The sequence below is a fragment of the Streptomyces sp. NRRL F-5123 genome (assembly GCF_000721495.1).
Classification (GTDB): domain Bacteria; phylum Actinomycetota; class Actinomycetes; order Streptomycetales; family Streptomycetaceae; genus Actinacidiphila.
Genome location: NZ_JOHY01000003.1, coordinates 172,272 through 197,659, shown reverse-complemented (window position 1 = coordinate 197,659; position 25,388 = coordinate 172,272). Strand labels below are relative to the sequence as shown.

At 73.6% G+C, this 25,388-nt stretch carries 19 protein-coding genes and 1 pseudogene; 10 read left to right on the top strand and 10 right to left on the bottom strand.

Annotated elements, in window-relative coordinates; translation table 11 throughout:
- Positions 1–10 precede the first annotated feature (10 nt).
- On the top strand, positions 11–2,173 hold the full coding sequence (locus IH54_RS45280) for a tetratricopeptide repeat protein (RefSeq protein ID WP_043179782.1): 2,163 nt from the start codon (positions 11–13) through the stop codon (positions 2,171–2,173).
- Positions 2,174–2,383: 210 nt separating this feature from the next.
- Here IH54_RS45280 and IH54_RS0104550 read toward each other — a convergent pair whose 3' ends face one another.
- The 5 genes from IH54_RS0104550 to IH54_RS0104520 all read right to left on the bottom strand — a co-directional run bounded on the left by IH54_RS0104550 (position 2,384) and on the right by IH54_RS0104520 (position 9,213).
- Positions 2,384–2,950 (bottom strand): helix-turn-helix domain-containing protein, encoded by a 567-nt coding sequence (locus IH54_RS0104550; RefSeq protein ID WP_031512972.1) that lies wholly within the window; start codon positions 2,948–2,950, stop codon positions 2,384–2,386.
- 1,407 nt (positions 2,951–4,357) lie between these two features.
- Positions 4,358–5,176, bottom strand: coding sequence for a phosphatase PAP2 family protein (locus IH54_RS0104535; protein WP_078861934.1), 819 nt, complete (start codon positions 5,174–5,176; stop codon positions 4,358–4,360).
- 1 nt (position 5,177) lies between these two features.
- Positions 5,178–6,134 carry a YihY/virulence factor BrkB family protein gene (locus IH54_RS0104530; RefSeq protein ID WP_031512970.1) on the bottom strand — a complete coding sequence of 319 codons (957 nt, stop codon included), beginning with the start codon at positions 6,132–6,134 and terminating at the stop codon, positions 5,178–5,180.
- Positions 6,135–7,874 (bottom strand): diacylglycerol kinase family protein, encoded by a 1,740-nt coding sequence (locus IH54_RS0104525; RefSeq protein ID WP_031512969.1) that lies wholly within the window; start codon positions 7,872–7,874, stop codon positions 6,135–6,137.
- A gap of 118 nt (positions 7,875–7,992) precedes the next feature.
- Positions 7,993–9,213: a phospholipase D-like domain-containing protein gene (locus IH54_RS0104520; protein ID WP_031512968.1), complete on the bottom strand. Its 1,221-nt coding sequence runs from the start codon at positions 9,211–9,213 to the stop codon at positions 7,993–7,995.
- A 323-nt stretch (positions 9,214–9,536) separates the two neighbouring features.
- Between IH54_RS0104520 and IH54_RS46555 the strand changes: the two are divergent.
- The 3 genes and pseudogenes from IH54_RS46555 to IH54_RS0104505 all read left to right on the top strand — a co-directional run.
- Positions 9,537–9,737: pseudogene (locus IH54_RS46555) on the top strand (LuxR C-terminal-related transcriptional regulator); the annotation flags it as partial.
- Between the two features lie 94 nt (positions 9,738–9,831).
- A complete protein-coding gene (locus tag IH54_RS0104510) occupies positions 9,832–10,311 on the top strand; it encodes a DUF485 domain-containing protein (protein ID WP_043179779.1) in 480 nt (159 codons plus the stop codon).
- An 11-nt stretch (positions 10,312–10,322) separates the two neighbouring features.
- On the top strand, positions 10,323–11,969 hold the full coding sequence (locus IH54_RS0104505) for a cation acetate symporter (RefSeq protein ID WP_031512965.1): 1,647 nt from the start codon (positions 10,323–10,325) through the stop codon (positions 11,967–11,969).
- A 13-nt stretch (positions 11,970–11,982) separates the two neighbouring features.
- Here the strand turns inward: IH54_RS0104505 and IH54_RS0104500 are convergent, their stop codons facing one another.
- Positions 11,983–12,687 (bottom strand): response regulator, encoded by a 705-nt coding sequence (locus IH54_RS0104500; protein ID WP_031512964.1) that lies wholly within the window; start codon positions 12,685–12,687, stop codon positions 11,983–11,985.
- Entirely contained in the window at positions 12,684–14,327 is a 1,644-nt protein-coding gene (locus IH54_RS0104495) for a sensor histidine kinase (RefSeq protein ID WP_052397063.1), read from the bottom strand. Before IH54_RS0104495 ends, IH54_RS0104500 begins: the two co-directional genes overlap by 4 nt.
- A 239-nt stretch (positions 14,328–14,566) precedes the next feature.
- Here IH54_RS0104495 and IH54_RS0104490 point away from each other — a divergent pair, with 239 nt between their 5' ends.
- From IH54_RS0104490 to IH54_RS0104480, 3 genes are read left to right on the top strand one after another with little or no spacing between them, the layout of a single operon-like run.
- Positions 14,567–15,400 carry an ABC transporter ATP-binding protein gene (locus IH54_RS0104490; protein WP_031512962.1) on the top strand — a complete coding sequence of 278 codons (834 nt, stop codon included), beginning with the start codon at positions 14,567–14,569 and terminating at the stop codon, positions 15,398–15,400.
- Positions 15,401–15,425: 25 nt separating this feature from the next.
- Positions 15,426–16,283 carry an ABC transporter permease gene (locus IH54_RS0104485; protein WP_031512961.1) on the top strand — a complete coding sequence of 286 codons (858 nt, stop codon included), beginning with the start codon at positions 15,426–15,428 and terminating at the stop codon, positions 16,281–16,283.
- A gap of 49 nt (positions 16,284–16,332) precedes the next feature.
- Positions 16,333–17,382 carry an ABC transporter substrate-binding protein gene (locus IH54_RS0104480; protein WP_031512960.1) on the top strand — a complete coding sequence of 350 codons (1,050 nt, stop codon included), beginning with the start codon at positions 16,333–16,335 and terminating at the stop codon, positions 17,380–17,382.
- On the opposite strand, the gene IH54_RS0104475 is transcribed toward IH54_RS0104480, so the two are convergent.
- Together IH54_RS0104475 and IH54_RS0104470 are read right to left on the bottom strand one after the other, a co-directional pair.
- The gene (locus IH54_RS0104475; RefSeq protein ID WP_052397062.1) at positions 17,366–18,286 is read right to left on the bottom strand and encodes a sucrase ferredoxin; all 921 of its coding nucleotides are present in this window, start codon (positions 18,284–18,286) and stop codon (positions 17,366–17,368) included. The genes IH54_RS0104480 and IH54_RS0104475 overlap by 17 nt on opposite strands.
- Before the next feature lie 141 nt (positions 18,287–18,427).
- Entirely contained in the window at positions 18,428–20,875 is a 2,448-nt protein-coding gene (locus IH54_RS0104470) for a DNA gyrase/topoisomerase IV subunit A (RefSeq protein WP_031512958.1), read from the bottom strand.
- A 246-nt stretch (positions 20,876–21,121) separates the two neighbouring features.
- On the opposite strand from IH54_RS0104470, the gene IH54_RS0104465 reads away from it, so the two are divergent.
- The 3 genes from IH54_RS0104465 (at position 21,122) to IH54_RS0104455 (ending at position 24,773) form a co-directional block, all read left to right on the top strand.
- Complete coding sequence (locus tag IH54_RS0104465) at positions 21,122–22,507, top strand: M16 family metallopeptidase (RefSeq protein ID WP_031512957.1); 1,386 nt, start codon at positions 21,122–21,124, stop codon at positions 22,505–22,507.
- A gap of 17 nt (positions 22,508–22,524) precedes the next feature.
- Positions 22,525–23,889, top strand: coding sequence for a M16 family metallopeptidase (locus IH54_RS0104460; RefSeq protein WP_043179828.1), 1,365 nt, complete (start codon positions 22,525–22,527; stop codon positions 23,887–23,889).
- A gap of 209 nt (positions 23,890–24,098) precedes the next feature.
- The gene (locus IH54_RS0104455) at positions 24,099–24,773 is read left to right on the top strand and encodes a GntR family transcriptional regulator (RefSeq protein WP_031512955.1); all 675 of its coding nucleotides are present in this window, start codon (positions 24,099–24,101) and stop codon (positions 24,771–24,773) included.
- A gap of 307 nt (positions 24,774–25,080) precedes the next feature.
- Here IH54_RS0104455 and IH54_RS0104450 read toward each other — a convergent pair whose 3' ends face one another.
- A complete protein-coding gene (locus IH54_RS0104450) occupies positions 25,081–25,362 on the bottom strand; it encodes an HPr family phosphocarrier protein (RefSeq protein ID WP_031512954.1) in 282 nt (93 codons plus the stop codon).
- Positions 25,363–25,388 lie beyond the last annotated feature (26 nt).

The window sequence follows — 25,388 nt, the reverse complement described above, 5'->3', positions numbered from 1 at the left end:
GGGAGATCCCATGCCTGACCCAACGCACCAGCCGGCCCCCGCCCACCTCTTCCTGGCCGGAGCGCTGCGGCGCGACCGGCGCGAGTGCCTCGGGACGCTGCTGCTGCCGGGCCCCGCGCATCCCGCGGTGCGGGTGATCGACGCGAACCGGCGGTCGGGCGGCCCGTACACGGTGGCCGGCGCGCTGATGCGCGCCCTGGTGCCGGCGGCGCTGGCCGAGCGCCCGGATCTGGTCGCCAGGCACCAGGTGGAGATCCTCACCGCCGCCGCCGACCTGCGCGGCATCGTTCCCGCCACCCAGGAGACGCTGACCTCGCTGGCGGTGCCGACCGAGCGAACCCGGTTCTACGCGAGGCAGCGGACGCTGCGCATCGCGCACGGTCTCAAGGAGTTCCTGCACGACCTGCTGTCCGCCCCTGGGCACGGCCCCTGCGCCGTGGTCGTCGACGACCTCGACCACGCCGACCCCACCGACGCGGAGTTCATCGCGGTCCTGCTGCGCCGGATGGACCCGGCGGTGCTGACCGTGGTGGCCGGGGGCACCACCGGGCTGCTCGACCCGGCCACGGAGGCGCCCGCCGAACCCGGAACCCCCTCGGGAGAGCAACTGCACACTGCTCTCCTGCGGTACTGCCGCCGGGTGGACTGCGCCCCCGCCCAGGCCCCGGCCGAATCGACGGGAGAACCGCGCGCGCTCGCGGCGCGGTACGTGGTCGGCGACTGCCGGGACGACGACCCGGCGGTGCTCGCGGCGTACCGCGGCCTGGCACCGGACGAGCGGCAGCGTCTGCACGACGCGCGCGCCGACCAACTGGAGGCGGCCGAAGACCCCGTTACGGCCCTCGGCGCCCTGCCGTTCCACCGCGAGCACGGTTCGGATCCGCTCGGTGCGGGTCTGGCGGCGATGGAGCAGGCGATGACCACCTGCGTGCTGCACGGCTTCTACGACGCAGTGCTGGACTTCTGCCGGCGGGGCAGGGCGCTGACCGACTGGGAGACCACCGCGCGCCGGCGCTGGACGTTCTCCACGCTGCTCCCCACCACGCTGTCCGCACTCGGCCGGGCGGAGGAGGCCGAGGCGATCTGCGACGAGGCCCGTGTCCACATGCGCGACCCGCGCGTCCACATGCAGGTCGCGTACGCCACCGCGATGCTGTACACCCGCCACCGTGCGCCGGGGCGCCGGGACCACGAGCGGGCGACGGCATGGATCAACACGGCCATCGCCATCTCCGGTCTCCTGCCCGACGCCCGCAGCCGGGCCTTCAGCACGGTCTTCCACCACAACGGGCTTGCGCTGATCGAGGCCCACCGGGGGCGCCCGCTGGAGGCGCTGGAACTCGTCACGCAGGGCATGGCCGCACTCGACCGCGAACTCGGCGAGGGCGAGCACAGCCTGCACCGCTCGGTGCTGCGCCACAACCGCGCCACCGTGCTGATGGGGCTGGGGCGGTACGAGGAGGCGCTCGCCGAACTCCGCGTGGTGATCGACGCGGACCCGTACTACCCCGAGTACCACCTCGACCTGGGCAACCTCCTCCAGCGGATGGGCCGTCACGAGGAGGCCGCCGCCGCCTACGACACCGTGACCCGACTCGGTCCGCCCTTCCCCGAGCTGTACTACAACCGGGGAGACCTGCGGAACGGGCAGGGCGACGAGGAGGGTGCTCTCGCCGATTTCGGCTACGTGCTGGAACTCGATCCCGGGTTCGTGGACGCCTACGTCAACCGGGCGGGCCTGCTCCTGGACCGCGGTGAGACCGAAGCGGCCGAGCACGACATCCGCGCGGGGCTGGAGTTGGCGCCGGACAGCCCGCTGCTGCTCGCCGCGCTGGGCCGGCTGCACGCCGACCGCGCAGAGGCGGAGAGCGCCCGGGCGGCCTTCGACCGGGCGCTCTCCTCCGCCCCCGACCTGGTCGCCGCGCTGTGCGGCCGGGCCGGCCTCGCCTTCGACGCGGGGGAAGCCGATGCAGCCCTCGACGACTTCGGCCGCGCGGTCGAGGCGGCACCCCACGACCCCGCCATCCGCTACAACCGCGCGTTCGTGCTGCGCAGCGTCGGCCGCTGGGACGAGGCGCTGGCCGACCTCGAAGCGGCGGCGGCCGGCACCCCCGACGACCCGGAGGTGCAGGAGGCGCTGGAGGAGTGCAGGCAGCGGCTCGCCGCAGCGTGAGCGGAGGACGGGCCCCCGCGGCCTGTCCTCATCCCGCTCACACGGCGGGTGGGGAGCGCGGGCCCCGACACCGCCTCCCGAGCGGGCCGCCGGCAGCGCCCGGGTCCGTCTCCCGCGCACCTGGGCGCCGGTCTCGGCGAACCGCTCGGCCGTCGACCGATGGGCCCACCCGCCGCAGGCGAGGGCGCCGGCCGCGTCCGGTCGGGTGGGCTACCGTCGCGGGCGGAAACCGGTCCCGCCCGAGGTGCCCGGGAGGCGGGCGAGACCGAGGACGGCGGTCGGCAGCCGGACAAGGGCCGACGCGAGGCGGACGGCTCTGCTGCGCCAGTGGGAGGCGGGCGCGGCGGGCGGTACGGCCAGCGATGCCGCGGGCGCCGACTCCAGCGTGCGGGACAGCGCGTCGGTCAGGCGCTCCGCCCGCTCGGCCAGCGCCTGTCGGCGCAGATTCAGCAGCGAGCCGGGCGGCAGGCCGAAGGCACGCTCGTAGGCGCACACCAGCGCTTCGGAGGGCAGCCGCTGCCCGCGCTCGACGTCCACGAAGACGCTGTGGGCGCTGTAGCCGAGCAGCCGGGCCAGTGCGCGCAGCGACAGTTCGTGTTCCAGCCGGAGGCGGTAGAGAGCGAGGCCGAGGCGCCGCTGCGCAGGGAGGGCGGCGCCGCCCGCCGGAGGCGCGACCGCGGACGGGCCGTGAGGGGGGACAGCGGGTGCCGCCCCGGGCGGGAGTACGGGGGTCCGGCGCACCTGGAGCGGGCGGCCCGGTCTTCCGCCCTCCGGCATGCCCGTCACATCGGCCCCCGCGGAGCGGTGTGACGGCGGTCGAGAAGTCGGCCGCAACAGTGGCCGGGGTCCTGCGGTCTCATCTGATCACGCTTCCTTGCGTCAGGACCGCGCCTACGCGGCACGGTGCTCTTTCACGAGGCGGTAAAGCGATCACGCCTGTCGACTGCACGCCGAAGTCACATGTCGAGATCTCATGTGGACATCGAGCGCATGCGTTCCGCTGATCCCTGCGTGCATTCCGTACGGCGTACTCGGGGCCATTTCCCCGGACATCTTGACGGGAAAGCCCGCCGGCCGATCGGATCACCAGCATGAGGTTCAGCCCACGACTCGTCAAGGCGACCGGAACCGGCCCGCCGCCGAGGCGGACGCCGATCAGCCGAGCGCGGAAAGCGGCACGGCCGGGCGGAAACCCTGCCGCCGCGCACCATGCGCCACGTCACCGGGGCGCACCTCTCGCTCGGCCTTCCGAACGGCACACCGGGGTGTGCGTGAGGGAAATGGCTGGATCCCGCCGGGTGCGGGTATTTCCGTATTCCGGTAATGGTGGAACGGATGTGGCGAGTGTGAAAAGCGTGGTTCCGGCGGCTGACCGGGCTGCGGACGCAAGCCGGAACCGTCGTTATCCGCCTCGTCGGACAGGGACGCGGCCACGAGGTCGAACTCACTGAGCGGACGGCAGCCGAAGCCGTCATCCGCCCAGAAGAATAATTTCCCGACTTCCCTGGGGTTTGGACGAAGAGGGCGACGTTCCGTACTCCGGGGCCGGGTCATGCGGGCGAGCCGGGGCTCGGTCAGTCCTTTGCGGAAGGCGATGGACGCTGCCTCGGTGCGGGTTGCCGCGCCCGGCTCGGCCAGGATGTGGGAGACGTGGACGCCCGCCGTGCTCGGCGAGATACGGCCGTTTCGGGTACGGCGTCGCCGGCCACGTGGCCGAAATCCGGGGCGACAAGCGATTCATGTCGCTGCGGCCCGGTACCGATCTCGGCGACGGGACGGTCCGCCTGCTCGGCCGCGAGGACGCCCGGCCGCTCCTGGAGAAGGTCTACGAGGGGGACGGACGGCCGCGGTGAGGGAGGAGGAAGCGCCAACCTCGACGCCCACACCGGTCTCGCCTACGACGGCGCCGTCGGGGCGGGACCACCCTGGCGTCACTGGCCGCCGCGGGCCGGGTCGAGGAACTGCGCCCGGTCGCGGCCGCCGCAGCCTCGCTCGCCTTCCGCGGCGAACGGGCACCGTTCCATCCCTCGGGGTGGGCGTTCCCTGCCTTCTGAGCACGTCCGGCCTCTTCTGTCCGCTTTCCGTCTGTCCCCACGACGAAGAAGGAGCACCGCAGGGGCTGCTGGACGAACGCGTCCCGATGCCTGCGGCCGGTTGACGGGCGGGGCTGAAAGATCTTCTCGTTCAGGCGTCCGGGGAGTGGGCCGGTTCGGGGTGAGGGGCGTCGAGTTCGGGTTCCAGGCCCTCGGTCACGGGGGCGGCGCGCCGGCGGGCGTCGGAGCGCCAGGCCTCGAAGGCCCAGGTCGTCGCCGCGACCACCGTCAGGCCGAGCAGCCAGCCGCCGATCACGTCGCTGCACCAGTGGACGCCCAGCGCCACACGGGTGAAGCCCACGCCCACCACGGCCACCACGGATGTCAGCCAGCACAGCCAGTGCGCGGCGCGCGGCACCAGCGGCAGCAGGACCAGCAGGAAGATCGCGAAGGACGTGGTGGCCGTCATCGCGTGCCCGGAGGGGAAGGAGTAGCCCGGCGCGTGGGCCACCGGATCGGGCAGGGCGGGGCGGGCCCGTTCGACGACCGCCTTCACGAGCGCGCCCGTGATCGCCCCGGTGATCGCGGTCACCGCCGACCACGCGGCCAGCCGCCAGGCTCTGCGGTACAGCAGCCAGAGGGTGAGCAGCGCCACCGCGGTGCGGAGGGTGCCGGGGCTGAGGATCCGGTTCGACACGAAGGCCAGCCCGTCCGTCCACCCGTGGTGGTGGAGGGCCCGGCGGTGCAGGGCGCCGGCCGCTCCGCTGTCCATGCGGCGGAGCGGTCCCCAGTGCGCCTCCACCAGGAGGAGCACGAGCCCGAACAGCGCGGCCGCGACCGCGGCGCCGGCGGCCGAACCGAGCAGGTGGGCGCCGTACCTGCGGTCGGCCCGGCGGATGCGGTCGCGGGCGGACGGGGGGCCGGCGGGGCCGGTGCGTCCGGTGGCGGCGGGATGGGGGTGGGAGGGCATGTCATGCTCCGGGATCGGATTGGACGGGGCCCGGCCGCAACGCCCGCACCGCCTCCAACTGGGCCGCGAAGGACAGCCCGAGGAAGAGCGCGAGCGACGTCAGGTAGGACCAGAGGAGAAGGGCCATGAACGCGCTCAGCGGGCCGTAGACCGTGTCGAACGAACCGCTGTACCGCAGGTAGAGGGCCAGCAGCGTGGTGAGTGCGGCCCACAGGACGATGGAGACGGCGGCCCCGAACGCCAGCCAGGTGTAGCCTGGCTGGCGCCGCCGCGGCGCGCCGCGGAAGATCACACTCGCCGACGCCAGGGCGAGGAGTACCCCGGCGGGCCAGCGTACGGCGTTCCACACGCTCAGGGCGGTGCCGCCCCCCGTGTGCCAGACCTCCGCCACCGAGGCCCCGAGGTCGTCCCCGGCCACCATCGCGACGGTCGCCAGGCCCAGCGGGGTGCCGGCCGTCACCGACATCATCAGGCCGCGGGCGTACTTCCGGTGGAAGGGCCGGTCCCGCTCGATGCCGTAGATCCGGTTCGCCCCGCGCTCGATCTGGCACATGGCCGTCGTGAGGTTGACCCAGGAGAAGATCAGGCCGAACCACAGGGCGAACTCGGCGCCCCCGCCTGCGTGCCCGCGGCTGCGGGCGAGCGCGTCGTCGACCACCTGCTCGCTGGGGCCGGACACCAGCCGGCGGATCGTCAGCTCGGCGACCCGCCCCAGGCTCTCGCCGTGCAGCGCCGTGGACAGGCCCACGAAAGCGATGGCCAGCGGGATCACCGCCAGCACGATCTGCAGGGCCAGGGCCCGCGCATGGCTGAACCCGTCGGCGTAGCGGAAACGGACGAAGGAGTCGCGCAGCAGCGGCCAGCGCCCGTAGCGGAGCAGCGTTGCCATCGCCTCGTCGGCCGACAGTTCGTCCTCGGACATGCCGTGGGTCTGCGGGACCCGTGTCGCGGTGCCCACTCAGGCCTCCTCACCGGGGTCGGGAAGGAGGACGTGCACCCCTCCCCGTACGACGCGCGCCGATATCCGCCGCCCAGCTGCCACCGGGTCGCCGTCGATCTCGCGCGGGGACGGGGTGTGCAGGGTCAGCTCGGCGTGACGGCAGGCGAAGATCTCGGGTCCGCCGTGCCGGGGGTGCCGGGAGGGCCCCCGAAGGATCGCCGCAACTACCGATGCCCAGCCGCGCAGGCCGCGCGGGTCGAGGAGTACGACGTGCAGGAGGCCGTCGTCCGGGCGGGCGGCGGGGGCGAGGGAGGCGCCGCCCTGGAGGCGGCCGACGTTGGCGACCACGGCCATGCGCACGGTGCGGTGCACCGGCCCGTCACCGTCCAGGCGCAGCGAGAGGCGCGTGCGGGCGGTGCGCAGGGCTCGTACGGAGGCCAGGGCGTAGGCGGGCCACCCCAGCGCGGACTTGACGCGCTCCGGGGTCCGCTCCATCAGCGCGGCGTCCAGGCCGGCGCCGGCCATGACGCAGAAGTGGCCCGGCGGGAGTCCGTCGCCCTCGATGTGCCCGAGGTCCACGGGATGCGGTGAGCCGCCGAGCGCCGCGTCGAGCGCCCGGGCCGGGTCCATCGGCAGGCCGAGGTTGCGGGCCAGCAGGTTCCCGGTGCCGTGCGGGGCCACCGCCAGCGGTACGCCGGTGCCCGCGAGGGCGTCGGCCACCGCGCGGACGGTGCCGTCCCCGCCGCAGACGACGACCAGGGCCGCTCCGCCCGCCACGGCCCGCGACGCCTGGCCGTGGCCCGGGTCGTCGGCGGTCGTCTCGGCGAACCGCGGGGCGGTCCGGCCGTGCCGCTCCAGCACCAGGCGGAGCCGGTCGCGGTCGGAAGCGGTGACGGACACGGGGTTGACGATCACGACCGTCGCGCCCGGCACCGGCTCGACGTCCTTCCGCGCCTCGGCCACGGAGGCGTCCACGGCGTTCTCCGGCAGCGGGGCGGGGACGGCATCGCCGGACAGCAGGGTGCGGCCCGCGACCAGCAGCGAGAGCGCCCCGTTGAGGATCCCTCCGGCGACGTCCGTCGGGTGGTGCATGCCGCGGTACAGCCGGCACGTGCCCACGGCGAGCGGTATCAGCAGCAGAAGGACGGCGACCGCGATCCGCCATGGGCGGCCCAGCCGCCGGGCGCGGGTGAGCACGAGCACGGCGAGCCCGCCGTACAGCGCGGTGGCCGCGCCCGTGTGCCCCGAGGTGTAGCTCGACGTCGGGGGCGAGTCGTCGAGCCGGTGCACCTCGGGCCGGTCGCGGTCCACGGCGGAGGTGATCGCGAGGAACACCAGCGCCTGGAGCGACACGCCCACCGCGAGGAAGAAGGCTTCGCGCCACCGCGGCAGGACCGGGCCGACGACGAGGGCTCCGCAGACGGCCAGCGTGATCGCGATGACGGTCAGGGTGTTGCCGGCTCCTGACCCCCAGGACGTGACCGTGTCGAAGGTGCCCGTCCGGAGGTGCTCGAAGCCCCGGTTGACGCCGTCCTCGGCGGCGATCGGCCACAGGTGGCGCGCCGGGCCGGTGATCAGCAGCCCCAGGCCGACCAGCAGCGCCGCCTGGCACGCGGTCAGCGCGGCGACGCGGACGGTGGCGGAGGCCACCCCGGTGGTCAGCAGGGGCGGACCACCCGCGCGGGACGCCGCGGACAGCCGGCGGTACGGGCGGCGGCCGGAGCCCGGAACGCTCCGGTCCGGGAGGACGGTGGGCATGGGACCCCCTGTTCGGCGGTTGGGGACGGAGGGCGCCGGGCGGACGGCCACCGGGTGGGCCGGTGGACATCCGGGCGGCGGGGCCGGGAGCGCAACGCCCGCGACGGCGGGGAAGGGCTCAGAGGAAGCGGCGGATGGGCAGCACGGCGGCTTCGCGGGCGCGCTGGAGGAGCATGCGGCGGCGCCACCTGGCGGGGTCGATCGTCTCGGCCCGCAGCATGTCGCGCTCGAAGTCGGCGTCCAGCGAGGCGGTGAACTCCGCGTCCAGCACCGCCACCATGACTTCCTCGTCGAGGTCCATCGACCGGCGGTTGAAGTTCGACGAGCCGATCAGCGCGCCCACCCCGTCCACGGTGGCGATCTTCGTGTGGAGCATGGTCGGCTGGTACTCCAGGATCTGCACCCCTGCGTCGAGCAGCGAGGAGTACAGGTACTGCCCGGCGAGGCGGCAGGCCCGCTGGTCGGTGTGCGGCCCGGGCAGCAGGATCTGCACCTGGACCCCGCGCCGGGCCGTTGCGCACAGCAGGTCCGCGAAGTAGCGGTCAGGGGCGAAATAGGCGGTGGAGAGCCGGAGGCGCTCCTCGGCGGAGTCGATGACCACGCGCAGCAGCGTCTGCATGTCCTGCCATCCGACGCTCGCCGAGCCGCGGACCACCTGCACCACCGCTCGTCCCGGCTGCTCGTGGGTGATGAAGCGGTCGCGGTCGTCGAACAGCTCGGTACGGCACTCCGCCCAGTTCTGCGCGAAGGCGGCACTGATGCCGTCCACGGCCGGGCCCCGGATCTCGACGTGGGTGTCGCGCCACTCGCCGGGGTTGCGGGCATCACCGCACCACTCCTCCGCGATGCCCACTCCACCGGTGAACGCCTGGCGTTCGTCGACGATCAGCGCCTTGCGGTGGCAGCGGTGGTTCTGCTTGAAGGGCGAGAGCCACAGGGGTTTGCGGAACCAGGCCACGTGGACGCCTGCCGCGTCCATCATGTCCAGAAGCGCCGGCTCGATCTGCTTGGCGCCGAATCCGTCGAGCAGGAGCCGTACCCGCACGCCCGCCGAGGCGCGTTCGGCGAGGGCGTGCGCGAAATCACGGGCGATCTGGCCGCGCCAGTACACGAAGGTCATCATGTCGACGGTGTACCGGGCGCCCCGCACAGCGGAGAGGAGCGCGGGGAAGATCTCGTCGCCGTTGCGCAGCGGGCGCAGCGTGTTGCCCTCGGTCGCGGCGACGCCGATGAGCCGTTCCAGCCGCCGTCGCAGTCGCTGCGCCCGGGCGCTCCGGTCGAGCTCCGGGGCTTCGGCGTCCCCGCCGTCGAGTGGGACACGGAAATCCACAGCCGTCATCTGATCCTCCCGCCCAACGGCGACCGTCGGCCGTCTCCAGCTGACGGCACCCACCCCCCCGTCTGCCCCGACTTTGCGGATGCAGCCAATGGCTCGGCGCGGTTCAGGGGCATCGTGCGCATCTCGGCCTGCTGACGGACCCCGTGACGCGCACGCCTCAGGCCTGTTCGTCCCGGGTGGAGCCAGGCAGGGACGGAGGGCCCGAGGGCAGTGTTGACGCGGGCCTTCTCCACCCGGGGGTGGACGCGGGAGTTCGCCGGGCGCTGGAGGTGCCGGCAGGAAAGGAAGATGCGGGGGATGCGACGCGACACGCCGAGAGGAGGGAATTGCCGGACGGGTTGACGGTCCGGGAGGCGGAGGTGCCTCCGCTGGTGGCGGAGGGACTGCCGAACGCCGAGATCGCCGCGAGGCCGCAGGCCAGTACTGCCACGGTGAAGACGCACACCGACAACCTGTTCGCGAAGACCGGTGTGCGGGACCGCGCTCAGGCCGTGGGATACGCCTGCCGGAAGGGCATCACCTGATGGGGTGAGCGATTCGTGATTGTCGGTCGGGATCTTCCCGCTCTGTCCAAAATGGGACACACGGTTCATCTGGCCGTGGAACGAGGAGAGTTCGGTGGACAAGCACGACGGCGGCGACCCCTTGGCGCTGCGGGTGGACGACCCATGGCGGGACGCCGGAGAGGAAGAACTCTGGCTGCCCGGTCAGGCCGAGCCTCCCGCGCAGCCTGAGGAGAGGGCGCCGGTCGCCGCGGGGGTGACGGGGGATCGGGGGGCGGTCTACGAGGAGGTGCAGTTGAGTGCCGCATTCCGGCAAGTGCGGCAGCGGTACCGGGGATTCGCCTTCCCGGCGGCGACCGGGTTCGTGGCCTGGTATCTGGCCTACGTCGTGATGGCCACCACGGCGCCGGGGCTGATGGGCCGCCAGGTCGCCGGGCAGGTCAACGTGGCGATGGTCGCGGGGCTGGCGCAGTTCGCCACGACGTTCCTGCTGACCTGGGCCTACACCCGGCACGCGCGGCTGCGCAGGGACCGGGCGGCACTCGACCTGCGCTGGACGCTGGCGACCAGGACCGGGCAGGAGCGCGTGCGGTGAGGGGCCAACGGATGACGGCGGCGGCGTATCTCGCGGATTCGGCCGGCGAGCACCAGGGGCTGGCCGTGGTGCTGTTCACGGTGTTCGTCACGGTGACGCTGGCGATCACCGCGTGGGCGGGGCGGCAGCGCAGCTCGTCGGTGGAGTTCTTCGCCGGCGGCCGGATGTTCAGCCCGATGGAGAACGGATTCGCGATCTCCGGCGACTACATGTCGGCGGCGTCCTTCCTCGGCATCTCGGGGCTGATCGCGCTGTACGGCTACGACGGGCTGCTGTACTCGGTGGGCTTCCTGGTCGCCTGGCTCGTGGTGCTCGTGCTGGTCGCGGAGCTGGTGCGCAACTGCGGGCGCTACACGCTGGCCGACGTGCTGTCGGCCAGGATGAAGCAGCGCCCGGTGCGGATCGCGGCGGGCACCTCGTCGGTCGTGGTGTCCGTGCTCTACCTGGTGGCGCAGATGGTGGGCGCCGGCAGCCTGGTCGGGCTGCTGCTCGGCGGCGAGAGCACCGCGGCGCGCACCTGGGCGGTGATCGGCTGCGGGGCACTGATGGTCTTCTACGTGACCTTCGGCGGGATGCGGGCCACCACCTGGATCCAGATCGTCAAGACCGTGCTGCTGATGAGCGGCACGGTGCTGCTCACCGTGCTGGTGCTCTGGCGCTTCCACGGCAACGTCGACGACCTGCTGCGGTCGGCGGTCGGCGGCAGCGGGCAGGGGCACGCCTTCCTGGCGCCCGGGCTCAAGTACGGCGGGAGCTGGACCTCGCGGCTGGACTTCGTGAGCCTCGGCCTCGCGCTGGTGCTGGGCACCGCGGGGCTGCCGCACATCCTGTCCCGCTTCTACACCGTGCCGACGGCCCGCTCGGCTCGGCAGTCGGTGGTGTGGGCGATCGGGCTCATCGGGGCGTTCTACCTGATGACGATCGTGCTGGGCTTCGGCGCCGCGGCCGTCGTCGGGTCGGACACCGTACGGGCGTCCAACGCGGCGGGAAACACCGCCGTGCCGCTGCTCGCCGAGGCGCTCGGCGGCGGGGCGGGGACGACCGGCGGGACGGTGCTGTTCGCCGTCGTCGGCGCGGTGGCCTTCGCGACCATCCTGGCCGTGGTCGCCGGCATCACCCTGGCCTCCTCGGCGTCGGTCGCGCACGACCTCTACACCGCGCTGCGCCGCCCCGCGGCCCGGCACGGGCGGCGGGACCCGGGCGAGGCCATGGAGGAGGACGAGGTACGGGTCGCGCGCTTCGCGGCCGTCGGCATCGGCGCGGCGGCGATCGCGCTGAGCCTGCTCGCCCAGGATCAGAACATCGCCTTCCTGGTGGGTCTGGCCTTCGCGGTGGCCGCGTCGGCGAACCTGCCGGCGCTGCTCTACTCGCTGTTCTGGTCCCGCTTCACCACCCGCGGTTCGGTGTGGGCGATCTACGGCGGTCTGGTGCCCGCACTGCTGCTGGTGGTGCTGTCGCCGGTGGTGTCGGGGCGGCCGGACGCGCTCTTCCCCGGGGTCGACTTCCACGTCTTCCCGCTGGAGAACCCCGGGCTGATCTCGATCCCGCTCGGCTTCCTCGCGGGGTGGCTCGGCACGGTGCTGTCGCCGGAGCCGGCCGACCCGCAGCGGTTCGCCGAGACCGAGGTCAGGTCGCTCACCGGGGCCGGAGCGGTGTAGCCGGCCCGCCCGCTCAACGGCCCGGCGCCGCCCAGGTGTAGCGGTGCTCGGGCCGGCCGGTGTCGCCGTAGCGGAGGGTGAGGCTCAGCCGGCCCGCCTGCTCCAGGTGCTTGAGATAGCGCTGGGCGGTGGATCTGCTGAGCCCTGCCCGCTCCGCCACCTCGTGCGCCGACAGCGGGTGCGGCGCCTCCCGCAGCACCCGGCGGATGAGGTCGGCGGTGGGCGCGGAGTGGCCTTTGGGCAGGTCGGCGGGGGCGGCGGACGCGGAGCGCAGCGCGCCGAAGATCCGGTCGACCTGCTCCTGCCCCGCCTCGCCGCGCCCGCCGCCACCCGCGACGCCGTCCAGCGCCCGGCGCAGCGCCGCGTAACCGTCGAGCTTGGCACGCAGCCCGGCGAAGCCGAACGGCTTGACGAGGTACTGCAGCGCCCCCAGCCGCAGCGCGGCCTGCACGGTCGCGACGTCCCGGGCCGCTGTCACCATGATCACGTCGGCGTGGTGACCCTGCTGGCGCATCCGGCGCACCAGCGTCAGCCCGGACTCGTCCGGCAGGTAGTGGTCCAGCAGCACCAGGTCGATGCGGCCGCGCTCCAGCGCCGCCAGCGCCTGCGCCGCGGTGTGCGCCCGCCCGGCGACCCGGAAGCCGGGCACCTTGGCCACGTAGGCGGCGTTGATCTCGGCCACCCGGAAGTCGTCGTCCACGACCAGCACCTCGATCACCGGTCCCCGCCTCCCGCCGCCGGAACGAGCACGCGGTGCTGCTCGGCGGTGTCCTGGCGCGGCGCCAGGTCCCCCGCCATCAGCGCCTCGGGCAGCACCACGGTGAACAGCGCCCCGCCCCCGGCCCTGGCGGTCACCCGCGCGGTGCCCCCGTAGCGCTCCGCGAGCCGTCGCACCAGCGCCAGGCCCAGGCCCCGCTCGCGGTGCGCCGGCGGCTCCTTCGTCGTCCAGCCCTCCTCGAAGATCCGCCCCCGCAGCTCCGGCGGCACCCCCGGCCCGTCGTCGCCCACCCGCAGCAGCACCGTGGACCGCTCGGCCCGCAGCTCCACCTCCACCTCGCCCGCCGCGGCGTCCAGCGCGTTGTCGACCAGGTTGCCCAGCACGGTCACCACGTCGCGCGGGTCCACCACGCGGTCCGGCAGCAGCGTGTCCTGTGCGATCCGCAGCGTCACCCCGCGCTCGGCCGCGATCGCCGACTTCCCCACCAGCAGCGCCGCCACCAGCGGATCCCGCACCCGCTCCGCAACCTCCTCCGCCGACGTCCGGTGGGCGTCGGCCACCTCCGCCAGGAAGTCCACGGCCGCGTCGTGCAGCCCGAGTTCGAGCAGGCCTAGCAGGGTGTGCAGCCGGTTGGCGTGCTCGTGGTCCTGCGCCCGCAGCGCCTCCAGCAGCCCGTGGGTGGAGTCCAGCTCGCGGCCCAGCAGCTCCAGTTCGGTGCGGTCGCGCAGCGTGACGACCGCGCCGCCGCCCTCGGTCGGCATCCGGTTGGCCACCAGCACCCGTCCGTCGCTGACCGTCAGCAGGTCGGTGCCCCCGGCCCGCCCGGCCAGCACGTCCGTGGTCCGCCCCGGGGGCAGCACCGCCTCCAGCGGGCGGCCGGTGTCCTGCGCGCCCAGCCCGAGCAGCCGTTGCGCCTCGTCGTTGACCAGCCGGATCCTGCCGTGCGGGTCGAGCGCGACGACACCCTCGCGGATGCCGTGCAGCATCGCCTCCCGCTCGTCCAGCAGCGCCGAGATGTCTGCGAAGGCCAGCCCGTGGGTGGCGCGCTGCAGTCGCCGCGCCGCCCAGAGCGCGGCGAGCACGCCCACCGCGAGCGCCGCGCCCGCGTACCGCAGCAGCGGCACGACGGCCAGCAGCCGGGCGCGCATGCCGGTGTAGTCGAAGCCGACCGACACCGCGCCGACGATCCGCCCGTGCGCGTCCCGCAGCGGCACCTTGCCGCGCGCGGTGCGGCCCAGGGTCCCGCTGTCGACCTGCATGATGTCGTGGCCGCCGAGTGCGACGCTCGGGTCGGTCGAGACGTGCCCGCCGATCCGGGACCTGTCGGTGTGCGACCAGCGGGTGCCGTGCACGTCCATCACCACGATGTAGCTGGCCCCGGTGGCCAGCCGGATGCGTTCCGCCTCCGCCTGCACCGGGCCCTGCGGGGTCGGCCGGGAGGTCAGCAGCGCCTGCGCCACCTGCGGCTCCGCCGCCACCGTCTGCGCGATGGCCAGCGCCCGCCGCATCGACTGCTGGTCCAGCTGCCGGCTCAGCGGCGCCAGGAAGAGCCCGACGGCCAGCGCCGTCACCCCCGCAGTGATCAGCACCTGTATCAGCAGCACCTGCGCCGAGACGCGGCGCGGCCACCCGATGCGCATCCTCGCCTCCCGAAGGCCTCGCGTCCTGTCCGTCCCGAACGGCAGCGAGGCGGGCCTGCGGCCCCGGCGCCCGTGCCGTCAACGCAACGTAAACGCTGGGCGCTCCGAAGGGCAGGGTCCGTCACACTTTCGTTGTCGAGGCGTGGGCAAAACGAGCAGAAGCCCAGCTTGCGGGCACAAGGGGGGCTTGCGCTCACAAGTCTGTGCGGGCCGGGCGGGCGCTCGTAGCGTCCACCGCCATGACCCACGACACGAGCCCCGCCATCGAGCTGCGGGGGGCGGGCAAGGCGTTCCGGACACCGTCCGGCGCGCTGCACACCGCCGTGAGAGATCTGGACCTGACCGTCGGCCGCGGCGAGTTCGTCGCCGTCGTCGGCCCCACCGGCTGCGGCAAGTCCACCACGCTGACGCTGGTCAGCGGCCTGGAGGAGCCCTCGCAGGGCGAGGTGCTGGTGGGCGGGGAGCCGGTGCGCGGCATCGGCACCGAGGTCGGCTTCGTCTTCCAGCAGGACGCCGTCTTCCCGTGGCGCACCGTGCTGTCCAACGTCATGGCGGGGCCGCGCTTCCGCGGCGTACCCAGGGCCGAGGCGCGGGAGCGGGCGCGGGACTGGCTGGCCCGGGTGGGCCTGTCGGCCTTCGAGGACCGCTACCCGCACCAGCTGTCGGGCGGCCAGCGCAAGCGCGTCGCGCTCGCCGCGACCTTCGTCAACGACCCCTCGATCCTGCTGATGGACGAGCCCTTCTCGGCGCTCGACGTGCAGACCAGGGCCCTGATGTCGGACCAGCTGCTGGAGCTGTGGGCCGGCACCGGCGCCTCCGTGGTCTTCGTCACGCACGACCTGGAGGAGTCGATCGCGCTCGCCGACAAGGTCGTGGTCATGACCGCGGGCCCGGCCACCGTCAAGGAGGTCTTCACGATCGACCTGCCCCGGCCCCGCAAGGTCGAGGAGGTCCGCCTCGAACCGCGCTTCGTCGAGATCTACCGCGAGATCTGGTCCTCGCTCGGCGAGGAAGTCCGCATCACCAGGGAGAGGGGTGCCGCAAGTGCCGAAGCCGTCGAAGACGCTGCCTGAGCCCGCCGCGGGAACCGCCGGGTCCGTGAAGAAAGCCCAGCCCAGGTCCTCCGGGCCCGGGGCCGACCGTACGGCGGCGCGCGCCCGCGCGGCGCGTAACCGCGCGCTGCTGGTGTACGGCTGCCGGCTGCTGGTGCTCGTCGCGGTGCTCGGCCTGTGGGAGTGGTTCGCCCGCACCGGGGTCATCGACCCCTTCAACTTCTCCATGCCGAGCAAGATCTGGGACCAGATCCGGCAGTGGACGCTGCACGGCACCGCGCAGGGCAGCCTCGCCGAGCAGATCTGGGCGACGCTCTCCGAGGCGCTGCTCGGCTGGCTCATCGGCGTCGTCGCGGGGGTGCTGCTGGGCATCGCGCTGGGCCGGGTGCGCTTCCTCGCCGACGTCTTCGGCCCGTACGTCAAGGTGCTCAACGCGCTGCCGCGTATCGTGCTGGCCCCGATCTTCCTGATCTGGTTCGGCCTCGGACCGGCCTCCAAGGTGGCCTCCGCGGTCGTGCTGGTCTTCTTCCCGGTCTTCTTCAACGCCTTCCAGGGCGCCCGCGAGGTCGACCGCAACCTGGTGGCCAACGCCCGGATCCTCGGCGCGAGCAACCGGCGGGTCACCTTCCAGGTGGTCATCCCCTCGGCCACCTCGTGGATCTTCACCAGCCTGCACGTCAGCTTCGGCTTCGCGCTGATCGGCGCGATCGTCGGCGAGTACATCGGCGCGACCAAGGGCCTGGGCCTGATGGTCTCCACCGCGCAGGGCACCTTCAACGCCGCCGGTGTCTACGCGGCGATGGTCATCCTCGCCGTCGTCGCCCTCGTCGCCGAGGGCCTGCTCACCTTCCTGGAGAAGCGGCTCTTCCGCTGGAAGCCCGCGGACACCGGCGCCGGCCGCTGACGCACCGCCTCCTTCCACCGCCCCACCACCTCACAAGGACGTGACCCCCATGCGCACCCGCAGAACCCTTCCCGCGCTCGCCGTCACCGCGGCCCTCGCCCTGACCACGCTGACCGCCTGCGCCGACGACTCCTCCAGCAGCGCCGGTTCCTCCGGCGGCTCCGGTGGCGGCACCAAGGTCAAGATCATGGTCGGCGGCCTGGACAAGGTCATCTACATGCCGGCCATGCTGTCCCAGCAGCTCGGCTACTTCAAGGCCGAGGGCCTGGACGTGACCCTCATGAGCGAGCCCGCCGGTGTCGACGCGACGACAGCGCTGGTGTCCGGTGACGTCCAGGGCGCGGTCGGCTTCTACGACCACACGCTGGACCTCCAGACGAAGAAGAAGTACGTGGAGTCCGTGGTGCAGTTCGCCCAGGCGCCCGGCGAGGTGGAGGTCGTGTCGGACAAGGCCGCCGCCGACATCACCTCCGCCAAGGACTTCAAGGGCAAGAAGCTCGGCGTGACCGGCCTCGGCTCCTCCACCGACTTCCTCACGAAGTACCTGGCCGTCAGCAACGGCCTTCAGATCAGCGACTTCACGCCCGTCGCGGCCGGCGCCGGCCAGACCTTCATCGCCGCCATGCAGCAGGGCGCGATCCAGGGCGGCATGACGACGGACCCGACCGTCGCCCAGATCCTCGACAAGGGCATCGGCAAGGTGCTCTACGACATGCGCACCCCGGAGGGTTCGCGGCAGGCGCTCGGCGGCCTCTACCCGTCCTCCAGCCTCTACATGAACACCGACTGGGTGAACGGTCACAAGGACACCGTCCAGAAACTGGCCAACGCCTTCGTCAAGACCCTGGGCTGGATGTCCACCCACACGCCCGAGGAGATCGCCGCCAAGATGCCGGCGGACTACGCGCAGGGCGGCGCGCAGCTCTACGCGGCCTCGATCAAGGCGACGCTGCCGATGTTCACCACCGACGGGGTCATGCCGCCCGACGGTCCGGCGACCGTGGAGCGCGTGCTGAAGGCCTTCAACCCCAACCTCAAGAACGCCACGGTGGACCTGGAGAAGACCTACACCACGGAGTTCGTCAAGAACGCCCGCTGACGGCCGACACCCGGTCCGCCGTGAACGCGGCAGGGGTGCCGAGCGCGCCGCCGCAGCTCTCCGGGCGCGGCGGCTGCGCGGCCGCCCGGGACACGCCGACGTCCCAGGCGCGGCCGTCGGTGTGCCGCACCCGGACCGTCCAGCCGTCGGGCCCGTCCGGGACGGTGCCGGACACCGCCAGCGCGCCCTCCCGCTCCTCACCGGTCAGGGCGCGTACGGCGAGGTCGGCGGCCTGCTCGGGGCGGTCCCAGAAGGAGCGGCCGCGGCAGCCGTCGAGGGCGATCCGCCCGGCGTGCGCCGCCGCCAGCACCTCCTTGGCGAGCGGGGCGTCGACCCGCCCGTACGCGTAGCCGAAGGGCAGCACCAGCATGGTCGGGGAGAAGCGGTGGCCGCCCAGATGCGTGGCCTCCCAGACGCCGGTGCCCTCGGCGGCGGCCAATGCGGTGGCGAGCGGACGGCCCTGCACCGCGCAGCAGCGGTCGCGCCGCCCGTTGGTGCACACCAGGGCGAGCGGCGGGCCCGCGTAGCCGTCCCCGAAACCGCCGTGCTCGCCGGTGCCCAGCGCGGTGAAGTCCAGCGCCGCGAGCTCCGCCGGATCCGCGACGGACGCGGTGCGCACCCAGGAGCCGCCCGGCGCGGTGTGCGCGAGGAAGACCCGGTGCGCGGCGGGGACGTGCCGGTCGGCGTGCCGGCCGGGCCGGCGGACGAGCGCGACCCGCACCCCCGTGCCGTCGGCGAGCCGCTCCAGCTCCCGGCCCACCGCGGGGTCGAGCCGGCTCGACGTCAGCGCCTTGGGGCCCCACGGCCCGGGCTGCTCCACCAGCAGCCAGGTGCGCGCGACGGCCGCGGTCGCCGCCACCGATTCACCCAGCTCCGCCGAGGCGGACGTACACGTACTCGTCACCGCGCGAGCCTAACCCGCGCCCCCCGCGGCGCCCGGCACGGCCCCCGGCAGCCCCGGCCCGGGGCCTGCCCCACCGAGGCCCAGCGCCCCGACGCCCCCGTCCACGGGCCCGGCACCGCTCCGGCGCCGGGCCCCGCGGCCTCACACCGGTCCGGCCACCACCGTCACCGGCTTCGCCAGCGGCACCCCCGAGCCGTCGCGGCGCGGGTCCTTCGGCGGCAGCTCGGCCGGCGCGCCCGTCGCCGTCGCGGCGCGGGCCGGCGTGGGGCCCGCCCAGGCCAGCAGCAGCCCGTCCTCGCCCCGCAGGAAGCGCTGGCAGCGCACCCCGCCCGTCGCCCGGCCCTTGCGCGGGAACTGCTCGAAGGGCGTGAGCTTCGCGGTGCCCTCGCCCGCGCCGTCCAGCGTGCCCTCGGAGCGGGCCACGGTGAGGACCACCGCGTCGACCGCCGGGTCCACCGCCGTGAAGGAGATCACCTTGGCGCCCTCCGCGAGCTTGACGCCCGCCATGCCGCCGGCCGGCCGCCCCTGCGGGCGCACCTGGCCGGCGGGGTAGCGCAGCAGCTGCGCGTCGTCGGTGATGAAGACCAGGTCCTCCTCGCCCGTCCGCAGCTCGACCGCGCCGACCACCGTGTCGCCGTCCCTGAGGCCGATGACCTCCAGGTCGTCCTTGTTGGCGGGGTAGTCCGGCACGACGCGCTTGACCACCCCCTGCTCCGTGCCGAGCGCGAGGCCCGGCGAGGACTCGTCCAGCGTGGTCAGGCACAGCACCCGCTCGTCGTCCTCCAGCGACACGAACTCGGCGAGCGGCGCGCCCCCGGCGAGCGTCAGCGGCCCGGCGGACTCCGGCAGCACCGGCAGGTCGATGACCGTCAGCCGCAGCAGCCGGCCGTGCGTGGTCACCGCCCCGATGTCGGCGCGGGCGGTGGTGGGCACCGCGGAGACGATCACGTCGTGCTTGGCGCGCTTGCCGCCGCCCGCGTCCCCGGTGGCGTCGGTCGTGGTGCGGGCCAGCAGCCCGGTGGAGGACAGCAGCACCCGGCACGGGTCGTCGGCGACCTCCAGCGGCACCGCGGCGACCGGCGCGCCGCCGGCCTCCAGCAGCAGCGTGCGGCGCTCGGTGCCGTACTGCTTGGCCACCGCCGCCAGCTCCGAGGACACCAGCTTGCGCAGCTCCGCGTCGGACTCCAGGATCCGCGTCAGCTCGGCGATCTCCGCGTTCAGCCGGTCGCGCTCGGCCTCCAGCTCGATCCGGTCGAAGCGGGTCAGCCGGCGCAGCGGGGTGTCCAGGATGTACTGCGTCTGGATCTCCGACAGGCCGAAGCGCTCCATCAGGCGCTCCTTGGCCTGCGCGGCGTTCTCGCTGGCCCGGATGATCGCGATGACCTCGTCGATGTCGACGAGCGCGACCAGCAGGCCGTCGACCAGGTGCAGCCGGTCGCGGCGCTTGGTGCGGCGGAACTCGCTGCGCCGCCGCACCACCTCGAAGCGGTGGTCGACATAGACCTGGAGCAGCTCGCGCAGGCCCAGCGTGAGCGGCTGGCCGTCGACGAGCGCCACGTTGTTGATGCCGAAGGAGTCCTCCATCGGCGTGAGCTTGTAGAGCTGTTCGAGCACGGCCTCGGGGTTGAAGCCGTTCTTGATCTCGATGACCAGCCGCAGGCCGTGCTCGCGGTCGGTGAGGTCCTTGACGTCGGCGATGCCCTGGAGCTTCTTCGCGCCGACCATGTCCTTGATCTTGGCGATGACCTTCTCGGGCCCGACGTTGAAGGGCAGTTCGGTGACGACCAGGCCCTTGCGGCGCGCCGTGACGTCCTCGACGCTCACCGTCGCGCGGATACGGAAGGTGCCGCGGCCGGTCTCGTACGCGTCGCGGATCCCGTCCAGGCCGATGATCCGGCCGCCGGTCGGCAGGTCGGGGCCCGGGACGTGGCGCATCAGCGCGTCCAGGTCGGCGTTGGGGTGGCGGATCAGGTGCCGGGCGGCGGCGACGACCTCGCCGAGGTTGTGCGGCGGCATGTTGGTGGCCATGCCGACCGCGATGCCGGACGAGCCGTTCACCAGCAGGTTGGGATACGCCGACGGCAGGACCGCGGGCTCCTGCTCCTGGCCGTCGTAGTTCGGCGCGAAGTCGACGGTGTCCTCGTCGATCGACTCGACCATCAGCTGCGCCGGGCCGGACATCCGGGCCTCGGTGTAGCGCATGGCGGCCGGCATGTCGTCCAGCGAGCCGAAGTTGCCGTGCCCGTCGACGAGCGGGAGGCGCTGCGAGAAGGGCTGCGCCATCCGCACCATCGCGTCGTAGATGGACGCGTCGCCGTGCGGGTGCAGCTTGCCCATCACCTCGCCGACGACGCGGGCGCACTTGACGAAGCCGCGCTCGGGGCGCAGGCCCATCTCGTTCATCTGGTAGACGATGCGCCGGTGCACCGGCTTCATGCCGTCCCGGGCGTCGGGCAGGGCGCGCGCGTAGATGACCGAGTAGGCGTATTCGAGATACGACGCCTGCATCTCGTCCACGACGTCGATGTCGAGGATCCGCTCCTCGAAACCGTCGTCCGGCGGCGGGGTCTTCGTCGTGCGGCGGGCCATCTCGGCGGCGCTCCTTCGTCTGGTTCCTGCTGCACCGGTGGTTCTGCTGCACCGGACATCTGTTCGGCTGGACCGGGTGAACTGACGCGGACCATTGTGGACCGCGCCGCCGACAACGCCGACCACGGCCCGGCACGAGCGCGTCCGCGACCGGGAACTTCACCGCCCGCGCACTCGCTTGCCTAGAGTGGCAGCACTCTACGCAGTCAGCGGACAGACGCACGCGACCGGAAGGACAGCTTGCCCATGGGTCACACGGCCTCGCCGGAGGCACACTCCAGCGGCCTGACAGCCACCGAGCACCGCCTGGCGAACGGGTTGCGGGTGGTGCTCTCAGTGGACCACCTCACCCCGGTCGCGGCCGTCTGCCTCTGGTACGACGTCGGTTCACGCCACGAGGTCAAGGGGCGCACCGGCCTCGCCCACCTCTTCGAGCACCTGATGTTCCAGGGCTCGGCGAGCGTGAAGGGCAACGGCCACTTCGAACTGGTCCAGGGCGCGGGCGGCTCGCTCAACGGCACCACCAGCTTCGAGCGCACCAACTACTTCGAGACCATGCCCGCCCACCAGCTGGAACTGGCCCTGTGGCTGGAGGCCGACCGGATGGGCAGCCTGCTGACCGCGCTGGACCAGGAGAGCCTGGACAACCAGCGGGACGTGGTCAAGAACGAGCGCCGCCAGCGGTACGACAACGTGCCCTACGGAACGGCGTTCGAGCGCCTGACCGCGCTCGCCTACCCCGACGGCCACCCGTACCACCACACCCCGATCGGCTCGATGGCCGACCTGGACGCGGCCTCGCTGGAGGACGCCCAGGCGTTCTTCCGCACGTATTACGCGCCCGGCAACGCGGTGCTCGCGGTCGTCGGCGACATCGACCCCGAGCAGACGCTCCGCTGGGTGGAGAAGTACTTCGGCAGCATCCCCGCCCACGACGGCAAGCCCGAGCCGCGCGACGGCTCGCTGCCCGACGTGATGGGCGGCCAGCTCCGCGAGGTCGTGGAGGAGGACGTGCCCTCGCGCGCCCTGATGGCCGCCTACCGGCTGCCCGAGGACGGCACTCGTGCGGGTGACGCTGCCGACCTGGCGCTGACGGTGCTGGGCGGCGGTGAGTCCTCCCGGCTGCACAACCGGCTGGTGCGCCGCGACCGCACCGCGGTGACCGCCGGCTTCGGACTGCTGCGGCTGGCCGGAGCGCCGTCGCTGGGCTGGCTGGACGTCAAGTCGTCCGGGGGCGCCGAGCTGGCCGCGATCGAGGCCGCGGTCGACGAGGAGCTGGCCCGCTTCGCCGCCGAGGGCCCCACGCCCGAGGAGATGGAACGGGCGCAGGCGCAGCTGGAGCGCGAGTGGCTGGACCGGCTGGCCACGGTCGGCGGCCGGGCGGACGAACTGTGCCGCTTCGCCGTGCTGTTCGGCGACCCGCAGAAGGCGCTGACCGCGGTGCAGCGTGTGCTGGAAGTCACCCCGGAGGAGGTCCGGGCGGTGGCCGCGGCCCGGCTGCGCCCCGACAACCGGGCGGTGCTGCTGTACGAGCCCACGGGCAAGGCGGCGCAGGAGGCCGCGGACGCCGGCGAGGACGCCGAGGACGCGGGTGCCGCGGCCACCGCAGACCAGGAGGAGGGCGAGCTGTGAGCGACACCACCGCCGTCATGACGTTCCACCCGCAGCCGCAGGCCGGTGCGCCCAAGCCGTGGGCCTTCCCGGCCCCCGAGCGCGGGACGCTCGGCAACGGGCTGACGCTGCTCACCAGCCACCGCCCCGGCCAGCAGGTCGTCGCGGTCGAGGTGCTGCTCGCGGCGCCGCTGGACGCCGAGCCCGAGGGCCTGGACGGCGTCGCGACCATCATGGCCAGGGCGCTGTCGGAGGGCACCGACGAGCACACCGCCGAGGAGTTCGCGGCCGAGCTGGAGCGCTGCGGCGCCACCCTGGACGCGCACGCCGACCACCCCGGGGTGCGGGTGTCGCTGGAGGTGCCCGCCTCCCGGCTGGACCGGGCGCTGGCCCTGCTGGCCCAGGCGCTGCGCTCGCCGGCCTTCGCCGACGACGAGGTCGAGCGGCTGGTCGCCAACCGGCTGGACGAGATCGAGCACGAGCTGGCCAACCCGGCGCGCCGGGCGGCCATGGAGCTGTCGAAGGAGCTCTTCCCGGCGGAGCTGCGCTGCTCCCGCCCGCGACTGGGCACCGAGGAGACCGTCCGGCGGATCGACGCGGCGGCGGTGCGGGCCTTCTACACCGCGCACGTCCGGCCCGCGACGTCCACCGCGGTGGTGGTCGGCGACCTGACCGGCATCGACCTGCCTGCGCTGCTCGACGACACCCTCGGCCGCTGGACGGGGGCGGCCGCGCAGCCGCGCCCGCGTCCGGTGATCACCGCGAACGACGCCGCCCGCGTGGTCATCGTGGACCGGCCCGGCGCGGTGCAGACCCAGATCCTCATCGGCCGCACCGGCCCCGACCGGCACGCCCTGGTGTGGCCGGCCCAGGTCATCGGCACGTACTGCCTGGGCGGCACCCTCACCTCGCGGCTGGACCGGGTGCTGCGCGAGGAGAAGGGCTACACCTACGGCGTGCGGGCCTTCGCGCAGGTGCTGCTGGCGTCCGCGGACGGTACGGGCGCGGCGCTGCTGGCGATCAACGGCTCGGTGGCCACCGAGGTCACCGGGCCCGCGCTGGCCGACGCCTGGCAGGTCGTCCGCACCCTCGCCGAGGGCGGCCTGACCGACGAGGAGCGGGACGTCGCGGTGCAGAACCTGGTCGGCGTGGCCCCGCTGCGCTACGAGACGGCCGCGGCCGTGGCCGGCACGCTGCTCGACCAGGTCGAGCAGCAGCTGCCGGACGACTTCCAGGCGCATCTGTACCAGCGGCTGGCCGCCACCGGCACGGTCGAGGCGACCGCCGCCGTGGTGAGCGCCTTCCCGCTGGACCGCCTGGTGGTGGTCCTGGTCGGCGACGCGTCCGCGATCGCCGAGCCGGTCCGCGAGCTGGGCATCGGGCCGGTGCGCGTCACCAGCTGAGGCCCGCGGGGCGCGCGGGGGCCCGGCGCCCGCGCCCTCGCGCCCCCTCACGACCGCCGACGGACCCCGGCACGCCCGCGCGTGGCGGGGTCCGCGCATATGCGCATACCACCGTAATTCCGAGGCCGCATTCCCCTTTCCCGGTGTGCTGGAATAGAGTCGCTGCACAATTCGGGGAAAGGGCGTGGTCGGGCGATGCGGAATCGGACGTGAGCGGGTCGGAAGGCACCGCGCGGCGAATCTCGGCCGAGGTGGTGTGTACGGCGATACGCGACGACATCGTCGCCGGCTACTTCCCGCCGGGGAGCCGGCTGACGGAGGAGCTGCTCGCGCAGCGCTACGGGGTCTCGCGGGTGCCGGTGCGCGAGGCGCTGCGCACCCTGGAGTCCGAGGGCTTCGTCCGGACCCGCAAGCACGCCGGTGCGTCGGTCGCCGAGCCCACCGAGCAGGAGGCCGCCGACCTGCTGGAGATCCGCGGGCTGCTGGAGCCGCTGGGCGCCGCGCGGGCGGCGCAGCGGCGCACCGACGCGCATCTGAAGGTGCTGCGCGGGCTGGTGCGGCTGGGCCAGGAGCGGGCGGTGCAGGGGCAGGTGTCCGACCTGCCGTCGCTGAGCGGATGGTTCCACGAGACCCTCGCGCAGGCCTCCGGCAGCCCGACGCTGGCCGCGCTGCTGATCCAGCTGCGGCACAAGATCTCCTGGGTCTACGCCGACGACGGGTCGGGGCGCGCCGCCGAGGCGTGGGAGGAGCACGCGGCGATCGTGGACGCGGTCGCGCGCGGTGACGCCGAGCGGGCCCGCCGGCTCGCCGCCGTCCACCTGGAGCACGCCGCGGCGGTGAGAACCCTGAAACACCGTGTAAACGCGGGGCGCCGCCGCAATTAACAATCACACCGTATACAAGAGTGCGTGATTATCGGCCGGCTATCGCCGTGGGCGGCCGGGGAAAAGCGTGAAGTGGGCGCGAAAAAGCGGGCCCCGGCAATCCTGGCGGATTGCGGGACCCGCTGGTTCCGACCTGCGCGCAATTCACGGCGCACGGCGTGAAGCCGTGGGCGCCGCGGGAAACCGGCCGGTGCGAACGCCCGCGCCGTACAGGCACGCCGCGCGGGCATGCGCCACGCCTTCGGCCCCGCACCGTGGCGCCCGCGCCGTACGCGCACGCCGCGCGGTGCCGGAGGCGTGAGATGCGTCAGACGGTCTCGGGAAGCTCTTCCAGCCCCTCGGCGACCAGCTTCGCCAGCCGGTCCAGCGCGGCCTCGGCGCCCTCGGCGTCGGAGGCCAGCACGATCTCCTCGCCGCCCTTCGCGCCCAGGCTCAGCACCGCGAGCATCGAGGCGGCGTTGACCGGGCCGCCGCCCTCCCTGGCGATGGTGACCGGCACCCCGGCGGCGGTCGCCGCGCGGACGAAGATGGACGCCGGGCGGGCGTGCAGGCCCTCCGCCCAGCCGACGTTGACGCGGCGCTCAACCATGGTGTTGCCCTTCGGTGTGTGTGTCA

What these genes read in the sequence shown, in the direction of transcription:
- IH54_RS0104480 (WP_031512960.1), top strand. Translation starts at nt 16,333, where the DNA reads ATGCGCACCCGCAGAACCCTTCCCGCGCTCGCCGTCACCGCGGCCCTC.
- IH54_RS0104450 (WP_031512954.1), bottom strand. Translation starts at nt 25,362, where the DNA reads ATGGTTGAGCGCCGCGTCAACGTCGGCTGGGCGGAGGGCCTGCACGCC.
- IH54_RS0104460 (WP_043179828.1), top strand. Translation starts at nt 22,525, where the DNA reads ATGACGTTCCACCCGCAGCCGCAGGCCGGTGCGCCCAAGCCGTGGGCC.
- IH54_RS0104520 (WP_031512968.1), bottom strand. Translation starts at nt 9,213, where the DNA reads ATGACGGCTGTGGATTTCCGTGTCCCACTCGACGGCGGGGACGCCGAA.
- IH54_RS0104465 (WP_031512957.1), top strand. Translation starts at nt 21,122, where the DNA reads ATGGGTCACACGGCCTCGCCGGAGGCACACTCCAGCGGCCTGACAGCC.
- IH54_RS45280 (WP_043179782.1), top strand. Translation starts at nt 11, where the DNA reads ATGCCTGACCCAACGCACCAGCCGGCCCCCGCCCACCTCTTCCTGGCC.
- IH54_RS0104505 (WP_031512965.1), top strand. Translation starts at nt 10,323, where the DNA reads ATGACGGCGGCGGCGTATCTCGCGGATTCGGCCGGCGAGCACCAGGGG.
- IH54_RS0104525 (WP_031512969.1), bottom strand. Translation starts at nt 7,874, where the DNA reads ATGCCCACCGTCCTCCCGGACCGGAGCGTTCCGGGCTCCGGCCGCCGC.
- IH54_RS0104495 (WP_052397063.1), bottom strand. Translation starts at nt 14,327, where the DNA reads ATGCGCATCGGGTGGCCGCGCCGCGTCTCGGCGCAGGTGCTGCTGATA.
- IH54_RS0104535 (WP_078861934.1), bottom strand. Translation starts at nt 5,176, where the DNA reads ATGCCCTCCCACCCCCATCCCGCCGCCACCGGACGCACCGGCCCCGCC.
- IH54_RS0104490 (WP_031512962.1), top strand. Translation starts at nt 14,567, where the DNA reads ATGACCCACGACACGAGCCCCGCCATCGAGCTGCGGGGGGCGGGCAAG.
- IH54_RS0104550 (WP_031512972.1), bottom strand. Translation starts at nt 2,950, where the DNA reads ATGCCGGAGGGCGGAAGACCGGGCCGCCCGCTCCAGGTGCGCCGGACC.
- IH54_RS0104470 (WP_031512958.1), bottom strand. Translation starts at nt 20,875, where the DNA reads ATGGCCCGCCGCACGACGAAGACCCCGCCGCCGGACGACGGTTTCGAG.